The 18,258-nt window shown below is 63.6% G+C and carries 14 protein-coding genes; 4 read left to right on the forward strand and 10 right to left on the reverse strand.

Translation table 11 applies throughout. The features are described from left to right. Window positions 1–155: 155 nt before the first annotated feature. Entirely contained in the window at window positions 156–1,475 is a 1,320-nt protein-coding gene (locus ACT01B_RS14920) for a carbohydrate-binding protein (RefSeq protein WP_445144020.1), read from the forward strand. Window positions 1,476–1,655: 180 nt separating this feature from the next. Here ACT01B_RS14920 and ACT01B_RS14925 read toward each other — a convergent pair whose 3' ends face one another. The 9 genes from ACT01B_RS14925 to ACT01B_RS14965 form a co-directional block, all read right to left on the reverse strand. Then, the gene (locus ACT01B_RS14925) at window positions 1,656–2,948 is read right to left on the reverse strand and encodes an adenylosuccinate synthase (RefSeq protein ID WP_445144021.1); all 1,293 of its coding nucleotides are present in this window, start codon (window positions 2,946–2,948) and stop codon (window positions 1,656–1,658) included. A 129-nt stretch (window positions 2,949–3,077) separates the two neighbouring features. Further along, the gene (locus ACT01B_RS14930) at window positions 3,078–3,263 is read right to left on the reverse strand and encodes a DUF2065 domain-containing protein (RefSeq protein ID WP_445144022.1); all 186 of its coding nucleotides are present in this window, start codon (window positions 3,261–3,263) and stop codon (window positions 3,078–3,080) included. Window positions 3,264–3,276: 13 nt separating this feature from the next. Continuing rightward, a complete protein-coding gene (gene hflC, locus ACT01B_RS14935; protein WP_445144023.1) occupies window positions 3,277–4,146 on the reverse strand; it encodes a protease modulator HflC in 870 nt (289 codons plus the stop codon). Next, complete coding sequence (hflK, locus tag ACT01B_RS14940) at window positions 4,143–5,318, reverse strand: FtsH protease activity modulator HflK (RefSeq protein WP_445144024.1); 1,176 nt, start codon at window positions 5,316–5,318, stop codon at window positions 4,143–4,145. Before hflK ends, hflC begins: the two co-directional genes overlap by 4 nt. A 241-nt stretch (window positions 5,319–5,559) precedes the next feature. Further along, on the reverse strand, window positions 5,560–6,870 hold the full coding sequence (gene hflX, locus ACT01B_RS14945) for a ribosome rescue GTPase HflX (protein WP_445144025.1): 1,311 nt from the start codon (window positions 6,868–6,870) through the stop codon (window positions 5,560–5,562). A gap of 163 nt (window positions 6,871–7,033) precedes the next feature. Further along, a complete protein-coding gene (gene hfq, locus ACT01B_RS14950) occupies window positions 7,034–7,309 on the reverse strand; it encodes an RNA chaperone Hfq (RefSeq protein WP_445144026.1) in 276 nt (91 codons plus the stop codon). A gap of 172 nt (window positions 7,310–7,481) precedes the next feature. Then, window positions 7,482–8,396 carry a tRNA (adenosine(37)-N6)-dimethylallyltransferase MiaA gene (gene miaA, locus ACT01B_RS14955; RefSeq protein WP_445144027.1) on the reverse strand — a complete coding sequence of 305 codons (915 nt, stop codon included), beginning with the start codon at window positions 8,394–8,396 and terminating at the stop codon, window positions 7,482–7,484. 127 nt (window positions 8,397–8,523) lie between these two features. Continuing rightward, window positions 8,524–9,282 (reverse strand): carbonic anhydrase, encoded by a 759-nt coding sequence (locus tag ACT01B_RS14960; protein WP_445144028.1) that lies wholly within the window; start codon window positions 9,280–9,282, stop codon window positions 8,524–8,526. Between the two features lie 283 nt (window positions 9,283–9,565). Further along, window positions 9,566–10,777 (reverse strand): MFS transporter, encoded by a 1,212-nt coding sequence (locus ACT01B_RS14965; protein ID WP_445144029.1) that lies wholly within the window; start codon window positions 10,775–10,777, stop codon window positions 9,566–9,568. Between the two features lie 277 nt (window positions 10,778–11,054). Between ACT01B_RS14965 and tdh the strand changes: the two genes are divergently transcribed. The 3 genes from tdh (at window position 11,055) to kbl (ending at window position 17,225) form a co-directional block, all read left to right on the forward strand. Further along, window positions 11,055–12,089, forward strand: coding sequence for an L-threonine 3-dehydrogenase (tdh, locus tag ACT01B_RS14970; RefSeq protein WP_445144030.1), 1,035 nt, complete (start codon window positions 11,055–11,057; stop codon window positions 12,087–12,089). 183 nt (window positions 12,090–12,272) lie between these two features. Further along, window positions 12,273–15,929, forward strand: coding sequence for a DUF748 domain-containing protein (locus tag ACT01B_RS14975; RefSeq protein WP_445144031.1), 3,657 nt, complete (start codon window positions 12,273–12,275; stop codon window positions 15,927–15,929). 102 nt (window positions 15,930–16,031) lie between these two features. Further along, complete coding sequence (gene kbl, locus ACT01B_RS14980) at window positions 16,032–17,225, forward strand: glycine C-acetyltransferase (RefSeq protein WP_445144032.1); 1,194 nt, start codon at window positions 16,032–16,034, stop codon at window positions 17,223–17,225. 115 nt (window positions 17,226–17,340) lie between these two features. On the opposite strand, the gene ACT01B_RS14985 is transcribed toward kbl, so the two are convergent. Then, window positions 17,341–18,138: a pseudouridine synthase gene (locus ACT01B_RS14985; protein ID WP_445144033.1), complete on the reverse strand. Its 798-nt coding sequence runs from the start codon at window positions 18,136–18,138 to the stop codon at window positions 17,341–17,343. Window positions 18,139–18,258 lie beyond the last annotated feature (120 nt).

Genomic DNA, 18,258 nt, shown 5'->3' on the forward strand with positions numbered 1-18,258 from the left:
GTCATTGGGGACTCATGACGACATCGCTCCGACCACGGCACAGCGTGGCGTGTGCAGGGACGCTTCGGGACGACCAGCCCAGATGGCTAAGTGGGACACGGCCAGTCGTCCACACCATTCCGCTCTAGCGATGCAATATCACCAGGAGAGATCCCATGCGTGTGAAGCAATCGGTCGTGTGGTTACGTACAGCCATCCATGCCCTCGGCACTACTGCCGGTGGCGTCATGGCTGTGAGTTTGATGACGATGGCACCCGTGCAAACGGTGCAGGCACAGAGCCTTCCGGCCTGTGCAGCGGCCTGGAGTGCCTCGGCCGTTTATACGGGCGGCAATACCGCCAGCGAAAATGGCACCAACTACAAGGCCAACTGGTGGACCCAAGGCAACGACCCTGCCACCAACAATGGCGGCGCCGGCTCCGGTCAGCCCTGGACATCGCAAGGCGCTTGCGGCAGCGGTAGTGGTGGCGGTAACCCGCCTCCGCCCCCACCGCCCCCACCGCCGCCGCCGGCCCCGGGTACCGGAAAGAACCTTGTGTTCAGTCCGTACAAGGACGTGACCATCAACCTCAACTGGAACACCAACGTCATGCAGACGGCGGCCGCCACAGGCTCGTCGATCCCGGTCGTCGGCACGGGTAGCCTGAAGTCCAGTTATGTCACGAACCTGAGCGGAATCACCCTCGCCTTCGCCACCGGTGAATGCGGCAGCGAAAACTGGGGCGGCGTGCCGGGTGCGACTTTCGCCAGTGCAAATATTTCCGCGCTCTCCAGCGCCGGCCTGCCCTATATCGTTTCCACCGGCGGCCAGGCTGGTACGTTCACCTGCGGCAGTACGGCGGGATTCGCGCAATTCCTGTCGCGCTACATGTCGCCACAGTTGGTCGGTGTGGACTTCGATATCGAAGGTGGCCAGTCCCAGGCGCAGATCAACGCCTTGGTTGCCGCGGCCGTGTACGGGCAGAGCCTGTATCCCAACCTGCGCTTCTCGTTCACCCTGGCTACGCTCGGCGCATCGGACGGCAGCTACGGCGGCCTCAACAGCCTCGGCAACGAGGTGATGACGGCGATCAAGGCCTCCACGCTCACCAACTACACCATCAACCTGATGACGATGGATTTCGGTGGAGCGAGCAGCGGCGTTTGCGTGGTCTCGGGCGGTGTGTGCGACATGGGCCAGTCCGCCATCCAGGCGGCACTGAACCTGGAACACACCTACGGCACCCCGGCCAGCAAGATCGAGCTGACCCCGATGATCGGCGTCAACGATGTGTCCAGCGAGAACTTCAGCGTGGCCAACGCCGACACCGTGGTGAACTACGCGGCCGCCAACGGCCTCGCTGGCGTGCACTTCTGGTCACTCGATCGCGACACGCCGTGTAACCAGAGCACCGCCTCACCGACGTGTAACTCAGTCAGCACGAGTACGCCACTGCAGTACACCAAGCGGATCTTGAGTGACTTGGGTAGGTAAGCGTTGGGAGCGGGTGGGCGATATCTCGCCTGCCCGCTCCTTTTCAATGCAATAGTCCGACTCTCGAGCCGCTGGGATGACGGGTTGTGGAGGCGCCAGCCCGGGAGGAGAGACAGGAATATGCGAAACAAGAAGCCCCGCGATGCGGGGCTTCTTTTTTTAGCTATCGATGCGTAACGATCAGGCGAACGGGTCATCCAGCACGATGGTGTCGTCACGATCCGCGCCGGTAGCAACCAGGGCCAAACGGCAGCCGGACAGTTCCTCCACCGCACGCAGATAGGCGCGGGCGGCGGCGGGGAGCTTGTTCCAGTCGCGGATGCCCGCGGTGGATTCTTCCCAACCCGGAAACTCGAGGTATACCGGCTTGCACTCGTCCCAGCCGTCCGCGTCGAGCGGGGCCAGTTCGCGGCGCTTGCCGCGGTATTCATAGGCGATGCATACCTTGATGCTGGGCAGGCCGTCGAGCACGTCGAGCTTGGTGATGGCCAGGCCGTTGATGCCGTTGATCTGCACGGCGCGCTTCAGCGCGACCAGGTCGATCCAGCCGCAGCGGCGCGGACGGCCAGTGCTGGCACCGAACTCGTTGCCGACCTTGCGCAGGCGCTCGCCCATCTCGTCGTTGAGCTCGGTCGGGAACGGACCGCCACCGACGCGCGTGGCGTAGGCCTTGCAGATGCCCAGCACGTAGTCGATATCGCCTGCGCCCACGCCGGTACCGGCGAGCGCGCCACCCACCGTGGTGTTGGACGAGGTGACGTACGGATAAGTGCCGTGGTCGATGTCGAGCAGCGCGCCCTGCGCACCCTCGAACAGGATGTTGCCGCCTTCCTTGCGCACGTCGTGCAGGATGGTGGCGACGTCGTCGACCATCGGGCGGATGAACTCGCCATAGGCCAGCGCGTCGTCCAGCACGGTCTGGAAATCAACCGGCTCGGCCTTCAGCCACTGGGTGAGGATGAAGTTGTGGTACTCGACGGCCGCCTTTAGCTTCTCGGGCAGCTCATGCGGGTACATCAGGTCCGCGACGCGCACGCTGCGACGGGCCACCTTGTCTTCATAGGCCGGGCCGATGCCGCGACCGGTGGTGCCGATGGCCTTGCCGCCGGCGGCTATCTCGCGCGCCTTATCCACGGCAATGTGGTACGGCATGATCAGCGGCGTGGCCGGGCTGATCTTCAGGCGCGAACGCACTTCCACGCCCTGCGCTTCCAGCTCTTCGATTTCCTGCTTCAGCGCGGCGGGCGACAGCACCACGCCGTTGCCGATCAGGCACAGCGCGTCATCGCGCAGGATGCCCGAGGGGATCAGGTGCAGCACGGTCTTCTTGCCGCCGATCACCAGCGTGTGGCCGGCGTTATGGCCGCCCTGGAAACGCGCCACCGCGCCGACTCGCTCGGTCAACAGGTCGACGATCTTGCCCTTGCCTTCGTCGCCCCACTGAGCACCAAGGATGACTACTGACTTGCCCATGATGTTGCTCTCGCTAATTTGAAAATCGGATGCCCCGGGCGGGGCGATTGGTTTCGGCTGAAGAGGCTTGCTCGTCACTCCAGCGCCGATGAGGCGCGATGGATTGAACGGCCCATCTACCGCATTAACTCAATGCATCAGCTGCAGCGCCACCAGACCGACACCTATGGCCGCTGCACCGAACAGGCGCAACGCGCGCGGGCTTAGCTTTGCCGCCTCGCGCATGGTGGCTTGCCAGCCACGCGGCGCGGCGAACAGCACCAGGCCCTCGATCACCAGCATCAGGCAAAAGGCCAGCAACAGCTCACGCGACATCGTCCATTACCACTCAGTGTTTGGACGATGCGCCGTCGTTGAAATACTTCAGGAACTCCGAATCCGGCTTCAGCACCAGCACGCCCTTGCCGTCCTCGAACGACTTACGGTACGCCGCCAGGCTTCGATAAAACGCGAAGAATTCGGGGTCCTGGCCGTAAGCCTGCGCGTAGATCGCCGCCGCCTGGGCATCGCCCTCACCGCGCACCTTGGCCGCGTCACGCTCGGCCTCGGCCTTGATGACCTGGGCCTGGCGGTCGGCATCGGCCTTGATCGTCTCGGCTGCCTGCTGTCCGGTGAAACGCAGCTCGTTGGCCAGCTGGGTGCGCTCGGCGCGCATGCGCTTGTAGACCGACTCGCTCACTTCGTCCGGCAGGTCGATGCGCTTGATGCGCACGTCGACCACGGTGATACCGAGGCTCTTGCCTGCCGCGGTGTCGGTCTGCTTGCGCACGCGCTCGGTAATGTCCTTGCGGCCCGCAGCCACCAACTCTTGCAGGGTGCGTCCGTTGAACTCGAAGCGCAGCGCGTCCTTGACGATGGGCGTCAGGCGATTGGCCGCCTGCAGCTCGTCACCGGCCGTCGCGCGGTAGAAGGCCGCGTTGTCGGCAATGCGCCACTTCACGAAGAAGTCGACATTGACGCTCTTCTTCTCCGAAGTGAAGTAACGCTCAGGCGGTGCTTCCAAGGTGAGGATGCGGTTGTCGAACGTCATGACCTGCTGCACGAAGGGCAGCTTGAAGTGCAGGCCGGGCTGGTCGCCGGTGCGCACGATGCGACCGAACTGCAGCACCAGGGCCGTTTCGCCCTCTTTGACGACGAACAGGCTGTTGAAACCGATCAGCACGACCAGTATCGCGATGATGCCGGAGACAAACTTCATGGCTGCTTCTCCTTGCCGACCAGGGCATCGTTGCCCGCGGACTGCATCACCGCGCCCACACCAGGCACTTCCTTGCCGGTCACGCGATCGAGCGGCAGATAGATCATGTTGCGACCGCCGGAACCGTCCAGCACCTTCGGGTTCTTGGACATCACGTCCTCGACCGTCTCCAGCCACAAGCGCCTGCGGGTCACCTCCGACGCGGCCTTGTATTCCCTGAGAATCAGGTTGAAGCGCGCCGCCTCACCGGTGGCGATGGCCACGCGCTGGGCCGAGTAGCCCTGCGACTCGGCGGCGATGCGCGCGGCATCGCCGCGAGCCACCGGCACGACCTGGCTGGCGTAGGCGCGGGCATTGTTCTCGGTACCCTGCTTGTCTTCGCGCGCGGCGTTGACGTCGTCGAAGGCGTCCTTCACTTCCTGCGGCGGCGCCACGTTCTGGAAGCTGACATCGGTGACCAGCAGGCCGGCGTCATATTCGTTCAAGGTGGCCTGGAGGATTTCGCGCGTCTGCTGCTGCAAGGTGTCGCGGGTCTGCGCAACCGCTGTCGCCACGGGCGCCACCGGGACAACCGCCGTGGAGGACGCCGCGGCGACACCACCGGCCGGTGCCGGTACGGGCGCAACGCTAGGCTCGGTGACCTGGCTGGTGAGAATGTTGTCCATCACGTTGGCGCCGACCACGGTGCGCACGGCTGCCTCGGCTGCCTGGCGCAAGGTGTCTTCCGGCGGGCCGCTCAGCGAGAACAGGTATTTGCGTGCATCGGAGACCTGGTACTGGACGTTGAAGTCGACCGAGATGATGTTCTCGTCGCTGGTCAGCATGCGCACCTTGTCGGATACCGAACGGATCTCGGTGGTGCCCACCTTGGTGACCGTCTCGATCGGCGCCGGAAGCTTGAGATGGAAGCCCGGGGGCAAGGTGCGCGAGTACTGGCCAAAACGCAGCACCACGCCAGCCTGGCGTGCATCGACGATGGTATAGCTGCCGATCAGCAACCACGCCAACGCCAGCGCCAGCAGGATGGTGAAGATGCCGCCGACACCACCACCGAAGTTGCCAAGGCGGTTGCGAAGCTGCTTGAGCATGTCCTCCAGGCCCGGCTTGTTGCCGGACTGGCGGTTCTTGCCCCAGGGATCACGTTGCCCGTTACCGGGTTCGTTCCAGGCCATGGTCAGTCTCCTTGAGGCCGCTGGGAGGCCGGCAACTTTGGCCGGAAAGCACGTTGAATGGGTTTAGACATGGTGGCGAAGGCGCGTCGTGGCAAGTGTGCCGCCGAGGCACGGAATGGCCGCACAAACGCCGCTCATTCTATCAGAGCCGAGCGGCGATTCCTCCCCCGGCCCTGCTTACCCCCGATCCTGCGCCGGAGCGCGGTTCTTGCGCGCCCCCGCCCAGGCCCGGGGTACCTTCCTACAGGGTTTCCTCGACGGTCCCCAGCAAATCTTGCAGCAAGGCCGCCTCGGCCGCACTGCCACCGCTCAGCGGCGCGATCACGCTACGCGGCGCGTCGATGGCCAGGCGCCAGCCGTCTTCGTCCACCATTTCGCCGGCGATCGCCCCCGCCGCCTTGAGGCGGGCATGCAGGCGACCGGCGGACAGCGGCAGATGCAGCTCGGACTGCACGCGCTCGCCCCCCAGGAGTTCGCCCAGGGCCTGGCGCAGCAGATCCAGGCCCTCGCCGGTCGCGGCGGATAGCCAGACCGTCTGCGGCCGCCCCTCGCTATCGCGATCGATACGCGGTCCGACGCCAGCGAGGTCGATCTTGTTCATCACCCGCAATTGCGGCAGCTCGCCAGCATCGATTTCGTCGAGCACGCGGTCGACCACGTGCGACAGGCGCACGCGCTCCTCGTCAGCGGCATCGCTGATGTGCAGCAGCAGGTCGGCGTCACGTGCCTCGGCCAGCGTGCCGCGGAAGGCGGCCACCAGGTCGTGCGGTAGCTCTCGGATAAAGCCTACCGTATCGGCCAGCACAGCCGGACCGCACGACAAGCCCTCGAGCTTGCGCACGGTCGGGTCGAGCGTGGCGAACAGCAGGTCGGCGGCGAACACTTCGCCTTCGGTCAACACATTGAACAAGGTCGACTTGCCGGCATTGGTATAGCCCACCAGGGCTACGCGCGGCACCGTATTGCGCAACCGCGCCCGGCGCTGCTGGCCGCGCTGCGTCTGCACTTTCTCCAGCCGCTTGGTGAGCATTTTCACGCGCTCGGCCAGCAGGCGGCGGTCGGTCTCCAGTTGGGTTTCGCCGGGGCCGCGGTTGCCGATGGCTCCACCGCGCTGGGTGTCCAGATGGGTCCAGCCACGGACCAGGCGAGTGGCCAGGTGCTTGAGCTGGGCCAGTTCCACTTCGAGCTTGCCTTCGTGAGAACGGGCACGCTGGGCGAAGATGTCCAGGATCAGGCCGGCACGGTCGACCACGCGGATATTGAGCAGCTTCTCGAGGTTGCGCTCCTGCACCGGCGACAGGATGTGGTCGACCAGCACCACATCCGCCTCGAGCGCGCGCGCCGCCTCGGCGACCTCGTCGGCCTTGCCGGTACCGATGTAATAGCGGGGATTGGGGTCCTCGACGCGGGCGGCAATGCTGCCCAGGATCTCGGCACCGGCCGACTTCACCAACTCGGCGAATTCTTCAGCTCGCCGCCCCGCATCACCCTCGCCGCGCGAATGCGGGAGAACGAGTACGGCGCGGTCGCCTTTCTTTTGACGATCAAACACGAGGGTGGGATGACCTATATGGGCGGGCCGCCCCGCGAGCCATGGGCCCGCGGAGCCTTGCCGGAATGGTGAAGTGTATGTCGATACACGACCAACGGATAACGCCACGCCGGCTCTAGGAGCCTGGCGCCATCCTTCCATATGGGTTGTCAGGCCGGTTGAATCAACCTTCCGCCTCGGCGGTCCCGGCCGGCGCGTCGTGTCCGTCGTGCCCGTCATGGCCGTTGCCCATGCGCACATTGCGGCTCGGCACCACGGTGGAAATGGCGTGCTTGTAGACCATCTGGCTCACCTGGTTGCGCAGCAGCACCACGAACTGATCGAAGGACTCGATGGTGCCCTGCAGCTTGATGCCGTTGACCAGGTAGATGGCGACCGGAACGCGCTCACGGCGCAATGCGTTCAAAAATGGATCTTGCAATGATTGCCCTTTGGACATTTTTTGTTCTCCCCTCGCAACGGACAGGCCGGAGAAAAGACGCACGCGGCGCCCCGACCCAATGCCTGGAATATTAACCACTTTTAAATCGTTGATGAAAGAGAAAATGCAGCTTTCCGGCAGGTGTGAAAAAGACGTTTAGAAGGCGCCTCAGCCAAATCCTGATCGCGCCCTAGCCGGGACTGCCAAGAAACAGCTGCAAAGCCTGCTCGGCGTGCTCCAACAAGCCGGGTCGCTCCGGCTCGAACGCGCGTGCATCGAGCTCGCCGCGTAACCAGGTGATCTGCCGTTTGGCCAATTGCCGGGTCGCGAAGATGCCCCGGTCACGAAACTCGGCGGCGTCCGACTGGCTGTCCAGATGCTCCCAGGCCTGTCGATAACCCACCGCCCGGATCGCCGGCAAATCGACATGCAGGTCGCCACGCGCGCGCAGCGCGCGCACCTCATCGAGAAATCCATCGGCGAGCATGGTGTCGAAGCGCTGGGCAATCCGTTCGTGCAAGGGCGCGCGATCGGTCGGCAGCAAGGCCAGCTTGAGCACGCGCCAGGGGAATCGCTCGCCACTTCCACCGCGTTGTTGCTCGGAAAGCGGCCGACCGGTCAGCGCGATGACCTCGAGCGCGCGCTGTACGCGCTGGGCATCGTTCGCACCAATGCGTGCGGCCGCAGTCGGATCAAGCTGGGCGAGGCGCAAATGCATGGCCGGCCAGCCGAGCGTCGCCGCCTCGGCGCTGAGCTGTTCGCGTAGCGCGGGGTCGGCCTCGGGTAGTTGCGACAAACCGTGTTGCAGCGCACGGAAGTACAGCCCTGTCCCGCCTACCAGCAGCGGCACGCGCCCCTGCGCCGTGATCTCCTGCATCGCAGCCCTGGCGTCGGCGCGAAAATCCGCCGCCGAATAGGGCTCGGCCGGATCGCGGATATCAATCAGTCGATGGGGGTAACGGGCTAGCGTGGCCTGGTCGGGCTTGGCCGTGCCGATATCCATGCCGCGATAGACCAGGGCCGAGTCGACGCTGATCAAATCCACCGGAAAACGCTCGCTTAGCGCACAGCCGAGCGCGGTCTTTCCCGAGGCGGTGGGCCCCATCAGGAAAATGGCGGGCGGGCGGTGTGCAAAGGAAGTGACAGCAGCAGGCATGGCGCCAGTGTAACCGGCGCAACACACTTCCCCGACCGCCACGCTCCTACGCGGTGCGCATCACCATACAAGCAGGTCAGCTTAGAAAATCGACCTTGCCGCCAACCAGCTGATACATCGAGCCGACGATCTTGATCTTGCCTTCCTTCTCAAGCCCGGCCAGCACCGGACTGTGGCGACGAATCTCATCGATGGTCCGATGAACATTGGTGGTGGCCACGGCGTCCACGAATGCATCGTTCTTGCTGCTGCGATCTCCGCTGAACGACGTGGCATCGACTGCGGGTTTGATTTTGTCGAGTAGCCCCGTGAGGTTGCCCAGCTTGGCACCGTCGATGGCGCCCTTGACCGCGCCGCAAGCCGTGTGGCCCATCACCAGGATCACCTTGGCACCCGCGACGGCGCAGGCGAACTCCATGCTGCCCAGCAGGTCGTCGTTGGCGATATTGCCGGCCACGCGGCCATTGAAGGTTTCGCCGATGCCCATGTCGAGAATGATCTCGGCCGGTGCACGCGAATCGATGCAACTGAGTATCACCGCCGCAGGGAACTGGCCTTCCGCGGTAGCGCGCTTCTGGGCGAGATAGTCGTGTGGCTTCGCTTTGCCGGTGCGAAAGCGTTCATTGCCTTCCTTCATCGCCGCGATGATCTGGTCCGGCGTCATCGCGTCGCGCTGCTCCTTGGTGAGCGCTGCCGCTTCGACCAAGCCTGGCATCATCCATGGCAGGCCGCCCACGGCGGTGACGGCAGCGAATCCAAGCGCCGATTTGAGCATCGTTCGCCGCTGGCCATTGGCTTCAACCTGCACACAACATTCGTCCGAATGCATCTTCATGGTGATCTCCGCAGGCTGGTGGCGAAACGCCGGCGTACTACATGCTTCGCGCCATGAAACCCGTGTGAAGCCTGCCGGCCACGCACCGCGATCCCACGCGACCTGCCGATCGCGTGGGATCCGATTCGCGCAACCTGGATCAGTGGGTCTCGTGCGCGGGCACACCCAGTTCCTGCAGCAACTGCGGTGCCGGGTACACCTTGTCCATCAGCCAGCGCATTTATAGAGCTGCTCAGCCACAGCCATAAACAACGTCATCGGCGACACTCCATGACACGATTCCTTACGCTCTCGCTGATTTCGTCTCGGGCGATTGACTCTGCTTGGCGAGGTAGCCGTAACCGTACAGCGACACAGCCAGTACGCAACTGCCCGCTCCTAGCGCGACAAAGAATCCCGCCCGTGTACCCAACAGATCGATCACCCACCCAGACAAGGCCGCTCCGCAAGCCACGCCAACACCGAGTCCCGTGATCAACCAAGTAAGGCCTTCCGTAAGTTTTGAACTCGGCACCGAAGCTTCGACCAGAGTCATCGCGACAATCATGGTCGGCGCGAAGAAAATTCCCGCCAAGAACACGGCGAACGCCAGCGTCGCGATATTCCACACGAACAGCAATGGGACCGCGGTGAGGGCTGTAGCCATGCCACCGTAGAGCAGCAGACAGTGGAGCGGTGTCTTCAACTTGGCCGCTCCAAACGCCATCCCCGCCGCGCAAGAACCCAGCGCATACGCCGACAACACCAAACTTGCAGCCGCAAGAATGCCTTGATCTTTTGCAAAGGCGACGCTGACGACATCTATCGTACCGACGATGATTCCCATCGCCATGAGCAAGGCAGTCAGGATTTTCACGACACCCGTCCGGATCGCCGAGCCGGAATTCGATGACGATTGCAGATGAACAGGTGGCTCGGTAGCTTTCTGCAAAACAAATGCTGTGACACCCACAGTGAGCATGAGCAACGCTATCAGCGGACCAGCCTCGGGAAATACGGCGACGCTTAGCCCCACGGAAATTGGCGGTCCGACGATGAAGCAAACTTCATCCAGGACGCTCTCCAGTGCGTAGGCCGTTTGCACTTGCGGTCGACCGCGGTACACCTCAGTCCATCGCGCCCTCACCATCGCTGACATGCTGGGCATGGTTCCGGAAAGCCCTGCGAAGACGAACAGACTCCATGCCGGAGCATCGAGCCAAGTGCACAGCAGCAGCGAGAGCATACCCAAGGCGCTAAGGCCGGCCGCCACAGGCAAGACCCTGCCTTGGCCGAAGTGGTCAACCATTCGAGAAATCTGCGGCGCAAGAATCGCACAGGAAAGCGCAAACGTGGCTGCAACGGAGCCGGCAAGCCCATAACTTCCCTTGACCTGGGACAGCATGGTGATGATCCCGATCCCGGTCATTGAGATCGGCATTCGAGCGATCATTCCTGCGAGGGCGAACGCTTTTGTACCCGGGGCTTTGAACAAGTCAAGGTAGGGATTGGTCACAAAGCGTCTCCTGTCCAAACTTGTCGGCGGATTTGACCGCCGCGCTGTGTGGCACCTTGGTCAAGTCAGCCGGGTCCGCCGGGTTGCCCAGGAAGCCCGCGGCGCGCAACTCCTTGCCAATCGTCGGCAACTGCGAACGCATCCACATACCCAGCGGATCGCATGAACTTGCGAATATATTCCCGTTCGCTGTCGCAGCAACGCTGCAGTGCAAGAAAGCGGCGCGGCCTCCCGCCTTCTATAATTGGCGTTTTCCCGCCATCCCCACGGAAACCCCATGCCTCAGATGATGAAAGCCCTGGTCAAGCGCAAGCCCGAGCAGGGCATCTGGATGGAAGAAGTACCCGTTCCCGAAGTCGGCGCCAACGAGGTGCTGATCAAGATGGAGAAGACCGCGATCTGCGGTACCGACCTGCACATCTATAAGTGGGACGACTGGTCGCAGCGCACCATCAAGCCCGGTCTGACCATCGGCCATGAGTTTGTCGGCCGTATCGTGGAGATCGGCCCGGGCGTCACCGGCTACAAGATCGGCGACCGCGTCTCGGCCGAAGGCCACATCGTGTGCGGGCACTGCCGCAACTGCCGCGCCGGCCGCCAGCACCTCTGCCCGAATACGGTCGGCATCGGCGTGAACCGCAACGGCGCCTTTGCCGAATACATGACCATGCCGGCGTCGAACCTGTGGCCGATCCCGGACCAGATTCCGTCCGAGCTGGCCGCGTTCTTCGACCCGTACGGCAACGCTGCGCATTGCGCGCTTGAGTTCGACATGATCGGCGAGGACGTGCTGATCACCGGCGCCGGCCCGATCGGCATCATTGCCGCCGGTATCGCCAAGCACGTGGGCGCGCGCAATGTCGTCGTCACCGACGTCAACGACTACCGCCTGAAACTGGCGGCCGACATGGGCGCCACCCGCGTGGTGAACGTGTCGAACCAGTCGCTGAAGGACGTGATGAAGGACCTGCACATGGAAGGCTTCGATATTGGCCTGGAAATGAGCGGCAACCCGCGCGCCTTCAACGACATGCTCGACTGCATGTATCACGGCGGCAAGATCGCCCTGCTCGGCATCTTGCCCAAGGGCGCCGGCATCGACTGGGACAAGGTGATCTTCAAGGGCCTCACCATGCAAGGCATCTACGGCCGCCGCATGTACGAGACCTGGTACAAGATGACCCAGATGGTGCTCACCGGTTTCCCGCTGCAAAAGGTGCTCACGCACCAGATCGCCATCGACGACTTCCAGAAGGGTTTCGACCTGATGGACGCCGGCAAGTGCGGCAAGGTCGTCTGCTCCTGGAACTGAGTTTCCACAAAGCCATCACATAACGCGCTTCCCCGCCGGCCAACCGGCGGGGAAGACGCTCTGCGGTCAGGATCGCCCTAGTACACTGCAACAAGGCGGCCGACAGAATCGCCGGGATTGTGAAGGTGTACGGCTAGAGGGCTGTGCACGGTCGGCGCGCGATGATACGGGAGCGTCGTCCGCATGGCTGATCTTTTCAGCAACCCTCATTTGGCCAAGGGGCGCGAGCGCGCCCTCACCGTCTATCGATCCCACCGAGTACGCAAGACGCTACTGATCCTGGCCATCGTGCTGGTGATCTTCGGACTGCTCGGCTTTCTTGCGGCACCCTCGATCATCCGCTCGCAGATCGAATCTCGCGCCAGCGTCGCGCTGCAACGCCCGGTCACCCTGAGCGCCGTGCACCTGAACCCGTACACGCTGCGACTGCAACTTGACCAACTGCATATCGCTGACCGCGACGGCAAATCGGCCTTCGTGGACATCGACCAGGCCGTGATCAAGGCGTCCTGGTCGTCGCTGTTCCGCATGGCGCCCGTACTGAACGAACTCGCCCTGCAGCATCCACGCTTCCGCATCGTGCGCACGGCGGACCAGCGCTTCAACTTCAGCGACATTATCGAACGCCTCGCATCCAAGCCTACGGACCCGAAGACACCACCGGCGCGCTTTGCGCTGTCCAATATCAGCGTGCACAACGGTGACATCCAGTTCGACGACCAGCTGATGAAGGCCAATCATCACGTCGAACAGCTGGAACTGGGCATCCCCTTCATCGCCAACCTGCCCAGCGACACCGATGTCTTCGTGCAGCCGCTGCTGGCGATGCGCGTGGACGGCAGCCCGCTACGTATCGACGGGCGCACCAAGCCCTTCGCCGACAGTCGTGATTCGACGATCGACTTCCGGCTCGATCGACTCGACCTCCCTCGCTACCTCGGCTATGCGCCCACGCCGCTGCCGATCGCCATTCCCAAAGGTCTGCTCAGCGGCACGCTGGTCCTGCACTTCGTGCAATCCAAGGCCACGCCGGAGCTGCAACTCACCGGCAACCTGCAGCTGGATGACTTCACCCTCGACAGCAGCAGCGGTGCCGCCATCGTGCAGCTCGAACACGCCAGCGCCGAACTGGTCGACGTGCAACCGCTTGTATCGCGCTATCACCTCGGTGTAATGAAGCTGAATAAGGCCCAGCTCCATTACACCCTGAGCGCGGACGGGCACAGCAACCTTGATGCGCTCACCGCACCTTCCGCGCCCCCCGAACCAGGCAAACAGGCAACGCCCACCGACCTGCGCATCGCGTCACTCGCTCTCGCCGGAGGTGCCGTCCACTACACCGACGCGACGCAGAACAAGCTCGACATCCTCGACCTGCATGGCAGCCTGCAAGGGCTGAGCATGCTCGCCGCGCCGCCTGCAAAGCTCGATCTCGCCGGCAAGCTCTTCGAGGGCGACATCAGTGCCAAGGGCACGCTCGACTTGCCTGCGTCAAAGCTGGTGGCGACGCTCGGCCTGAAGCAGGTTGAGATGGTGCCGCTACAGGCTATTGCCGCTCCGAGCGTGGGCGCGCGCATGACCAAGGGCAAACTCGATGCCACGGGCCCACTGCAGCTCGACTGGGGCAAGACCACGAATGTGCGCCTTGCCGACGCACATGCCACCGTCACCGACTTTGCCCTTGAGCCGCAATTCAGCGGTCACGGCGCACCGGTTGCCTGGGGCAAGCTCGAAGCCGAGCTCACGCTGATCGATCTGGCCAGCCGCCAGATCCAGCTTGGCACGGTGACCGCGAGCAACCTGAGCCTGGATGTACAGCGCAGCAAAAACCAGCACATCAGCATCGTCGACTTGTTCGCGGTCAAGAACGCAGCACGCCAGACCGCCCCGGACAATGGACCGCCGTGGCACTGGAGCATCGCCCATCTCGGCTTCGACAACGCGTCGGTCGCGCTCACCGACTTGGCGGCTGGCGACAAGCCGGTAACGATCAACATCCAGTCGCTGACGGGCGGCCTCGAACATCTCAGCGACAAGTTCAACGAGCCGCGCGATCTCAAGCTCAATGGCGCCATCGGCAAGGGCAGTTTTGTCGCCACCGGCAAGCTGCAGCCGCTACCCACGATGGCCGACCTCCAGCTGACCACCAAGCAGCTGGATATCGCCCCGTTCGAGTCGTACATCAGCGTACCGCTGAACGTCACCATCTCCACGGCCCGCATCAGCAGCGACGGCAAGCTGCATTACGACGGCCGCGGCGCGGCACCCAAATTCACCTACCGCGGCAACGCGGCCTTGGAGCAGGTGCGCATACAGGACAAGCTCACCGGTGACGACTTCCTGCGCTGGCGGACGCTCAGCGCGGCCAATGTCGAGCTGACGTACGGTAGCGGCGCGCCGCGCATGCATATAGGCAGCCTGGTGCTCAGCTCGTTCTATGCCCGCGTGATCGTCAATGCGAGCGGCAAGCTGAACCTGTCTGAGGTGGTGGCGCAGCCCGAGGCTGCGCCGGTGTCGGTGACCCGTACCGAAGGCAACGCGCCCAGTGCACCTGCCGCGCCTACCGCCGCCAAACCGCAGGCGGCGATCGCCACGGCGGCGCCCGCCACCGCGCCCGGCGGCCCCGCGGCGGACATACTTATTGGCGGCATCACGCTGGTGAACGGCCAGCTCAACTACACCGACAACTTCATCAAGCCCAACTACACCGCCAACCTCACCAAGTTGACCGGCAAGATCGGCACCATCGGCAGTGCCGCAGGCGGCCCGCCGGCCGATCTATCGGTACAGGCCGCGCTCGACGACAACTCGCCCGTGGATATCGACGGCACCATCAACCCGCTGCAGCCGGTGGCCTTCCTCGACATCAAGGGCAAAGCCAACGACGTGGAGCTGACCCGCCTCACCGCCTATTCCACCCGCTATACGGGCTACCCCATCACCCAGGGCAAGCTCACCATGGATGTCCACTACATGCTTGACCAGCGCAAGCTCAACGCGGACAACCACATCTTCATCACCCAGCTCACGTTTGGCGATCGCGACGAAAGCCCCGGCATTGCCCATCTGCCGGTGAAGCTGGCGGTGGCGCTGCTGAAGGATACCCAGGGCAATATCGACGTGAACGTGCCGGTGTCCGGTTCGCTGGATGATCCGCAGTTCAGCATGGGTGGCCTGATCTGGCGTGCCATTGGCAACCTGATCGCCAAGGCCGCCACCGCTCCGTTCCGCTTGCTGGGAGCGGCCTTCAGTGGCGGCAACCACGAGGACCTGGGCTTTGTTGAGTTCGAGCCTGGCTCGGCGGTGCTGGACGCCCAGGCACAGGAGCGGCTCGGCAAGATCGTCGCCATGCTCATCCAGAAGCCCGCGCTCAATCTGGACATCACCGGACGGGTCGATCCGTCCAAAGACGAGGACGGCCTGCGCAAGGTCACCGTGGACAACATGGTTCGCCAACAGAAGGCCCTGGATCAAACCGGCAAGAATGCCGACACCTCGGCCGCGGCCTTGGCGGCGGTCAACGTGACGCCTGATGAATACGAGCGCTACCTCAAGCGCGCCTACAAGGACGACGACTTCAAGGGCAAGCCGAAAAACGTCATCGGCCTGAAGAAGTCGCTCGAGCCGGACGAAATGCGCAGCCTGATGGAAACCAATGTCGCGGTGGATGCCAAGGCCATGCATGACCTGGCCGATCGGCGCGCCGCTGCCATACAGGCGTGGCTGAAGGGGAAGCTGGACGACAAACGCGTTGCCCTGAAGGACCCCAAGCTCACGCCCGACGGCATCGACGACAAGGGCAAGACGACCAGGGCGGAGTTTGGCCTGCATCAAAGTTGATCGGCCTGTCGCGGGGCGCCGGCAACGGTTGCCCCGCACCACTTCCTTCCCAGCGCGGCCCCAAGGGCTCAAAATGTCCCTTTGCCCCTGCTGGAATTCCCCATGAGCTACCCCGGCCAGTCGCGCTTCGCCAGCGAACTCGAATCGATCCGTGAGCAAGGCCTGTTCAAGGCCGAGCGCATCATCACCTCGCCGCAGTCGGCCAAGATCCGCCTGGACAGCGGCCAGGAAGTACTCAATTTCTGCGCCAACAACTACCTCGGACTGGCCGACCACCCCGAGGTGATCCAGGCCGCGAAGGATGCGCTCGATAGCCACGGCTTCGGCATGGCGTCGGTACGCTTCATCTGCGGCACCCAGGATCTGCACAAGCAGCTGGAAAAGAACATCGCCCAGTTCTTCGGAACCGAGGACACCATCCTCTACGCCGCCTGCTTCGACGCCAACGGCGGTTTGTTCGAGCCGCTGCTGGGCGAGGAGGACGCGATCATCTCCGACGCCCTCAATCATGCTTCCATCATCGACGGCATCCGCCTGTGCAAGGCCAAGCGCTTTCGCTACGGCAACTGCGACATGGCGGATCTGGAGAAGCAGCTGCAGGCCGCCGACGCGGCCGGCGCGCGCACCAAGCTGATCACCACCGATGGCGCGTTTTCGATGGACGGCTTCATTGCCCCGCTCGACCAGATCACCGCACTCGCGCAGAAGTACGGCGCGCTCGTGCATATCGACGAATGCCATTGCACCGGCTTCCTCGGCGACACGGGTCGCGGCTCGGCCGAAGTGAACGGCGTACTGAACAAGATCGACATCATCACCGGCACGCTGGGCAAGGCCCTCGGCGGTGCCCTGGGCGGTTTCACGACCGGCCCTCGCGAGATCATCGAGATGCTGCGCCAGCGCTCGCGCCCGTACCTGTTCTCCAACTCGTTGCCGCCGCACGTGGTGGCCGCTGGCATCAAGGTGTTCGAGATGCTTGCCGCCGCTGGCGACTTGCGTGACCGGGTCAAGGAAAACACGCGCTACTTCCGCGAGCAGATGACTAAGGCGGGCTTCGATATCAAGCCGGGCGTGCATCCGATCGTGCCGGTGATGATCTATGACGCCAAGAAGGCCCAGGCGATGGCCACCGAATTGCTCGACGAAGGCATCTACGTCACTGGCTTCTTCTACCCCGTGGTGCCGCAGGGCCAGGCGCGCATCCGCACCCAGATGAGCGCCGCGCATACGCGCGAACAACTTGATCAGGCGATTGCGGCGTTCACCAAGGTCGGCAAAAAGCTCGGCGTGATCTGAGTTCTTGCTCCCTCTCCCCTCCGGGGAGAGGGTTGGGGTGAGGGGTCAATCTTGCGATAGAGCCTGAGCGAAGCAGGCTCCTATTGAACCTTCCCGCGAGCACCCGCCCCTCACCTCAATTCTCTCCCCGGAGGGGAGAGGAAGCTGGTCGAGGCGCCGTCGTGGACAGCGCTTGGATCTCTGCCGGCTCCAGATGCCGCCACTGGCCTTTCGCCAGCTCACCCAGCACCAGCGGCCCAATCGCCACGCGAATCAACCGCAGCACGCTGATGTCATGCGCGGCCAGCAACCGGCGGATGTGCCGGTTGCGACCCTCATCGAGCACGATCTCCAGCCACGCGTTCTTTTCGCCGCTGCGTAGTAATACGGCACGCTTGGCCGTCAAGCGCTCACCCTGTTCGACCACGCCGGTAGACAGCCGATCCAGTAGAGCCTGATCAGGAATGCTGTCGATCTGCACGTGATAGGTCTTGTCCACGTGATGCCTGGGCTCGGTGAGCTGTGCGGCCCAGACGCTGTCGTTGCTCAAGAGCAGCAAGCCTTCGCTGGCTTTATCCAGCCGTCCTACCGGACCCAACCAGGGTAAGCCGGCTTCTTTCAGCAAGTCGTAGACGGTGTCGCGACCACGCTCGTCAGCAGCGCTGACCACAATGCCACGCGGCTTGTTGAGCGCCAGATAGAGGCGAGTCGTCGCCACTACGGGCTCGTTGTCGAGTCGGATCTGTTGGCGCTCCGCATCGGTTGGACGCTCAGGATCGAGTACCACCTTGCCGTCCACACTTACCCTGCCCTCGCGCACGGCCTTTTCGGCCTGGCTGCGCGAGCACACACCCAGCTTGCTGAGCACTCGCGCCAATCCAAATCGCGGCGCTGCCGCAGTACGCGTTGGTGTGCTGGGTCGGGATGTGCGCATGAGTCGTCGAACGATGTGATCTCGGCGAAGGCCGTCGACGACATGGTAGGCGATTGGGACGCGAAGTGCGCCCATGAGATCAAAAGCGCGTCGACCCGAGTGCGCGACTCATCCAACGCA

Source organism: Dyella sp. Tek66A03 (assembly GCF_052567735.1).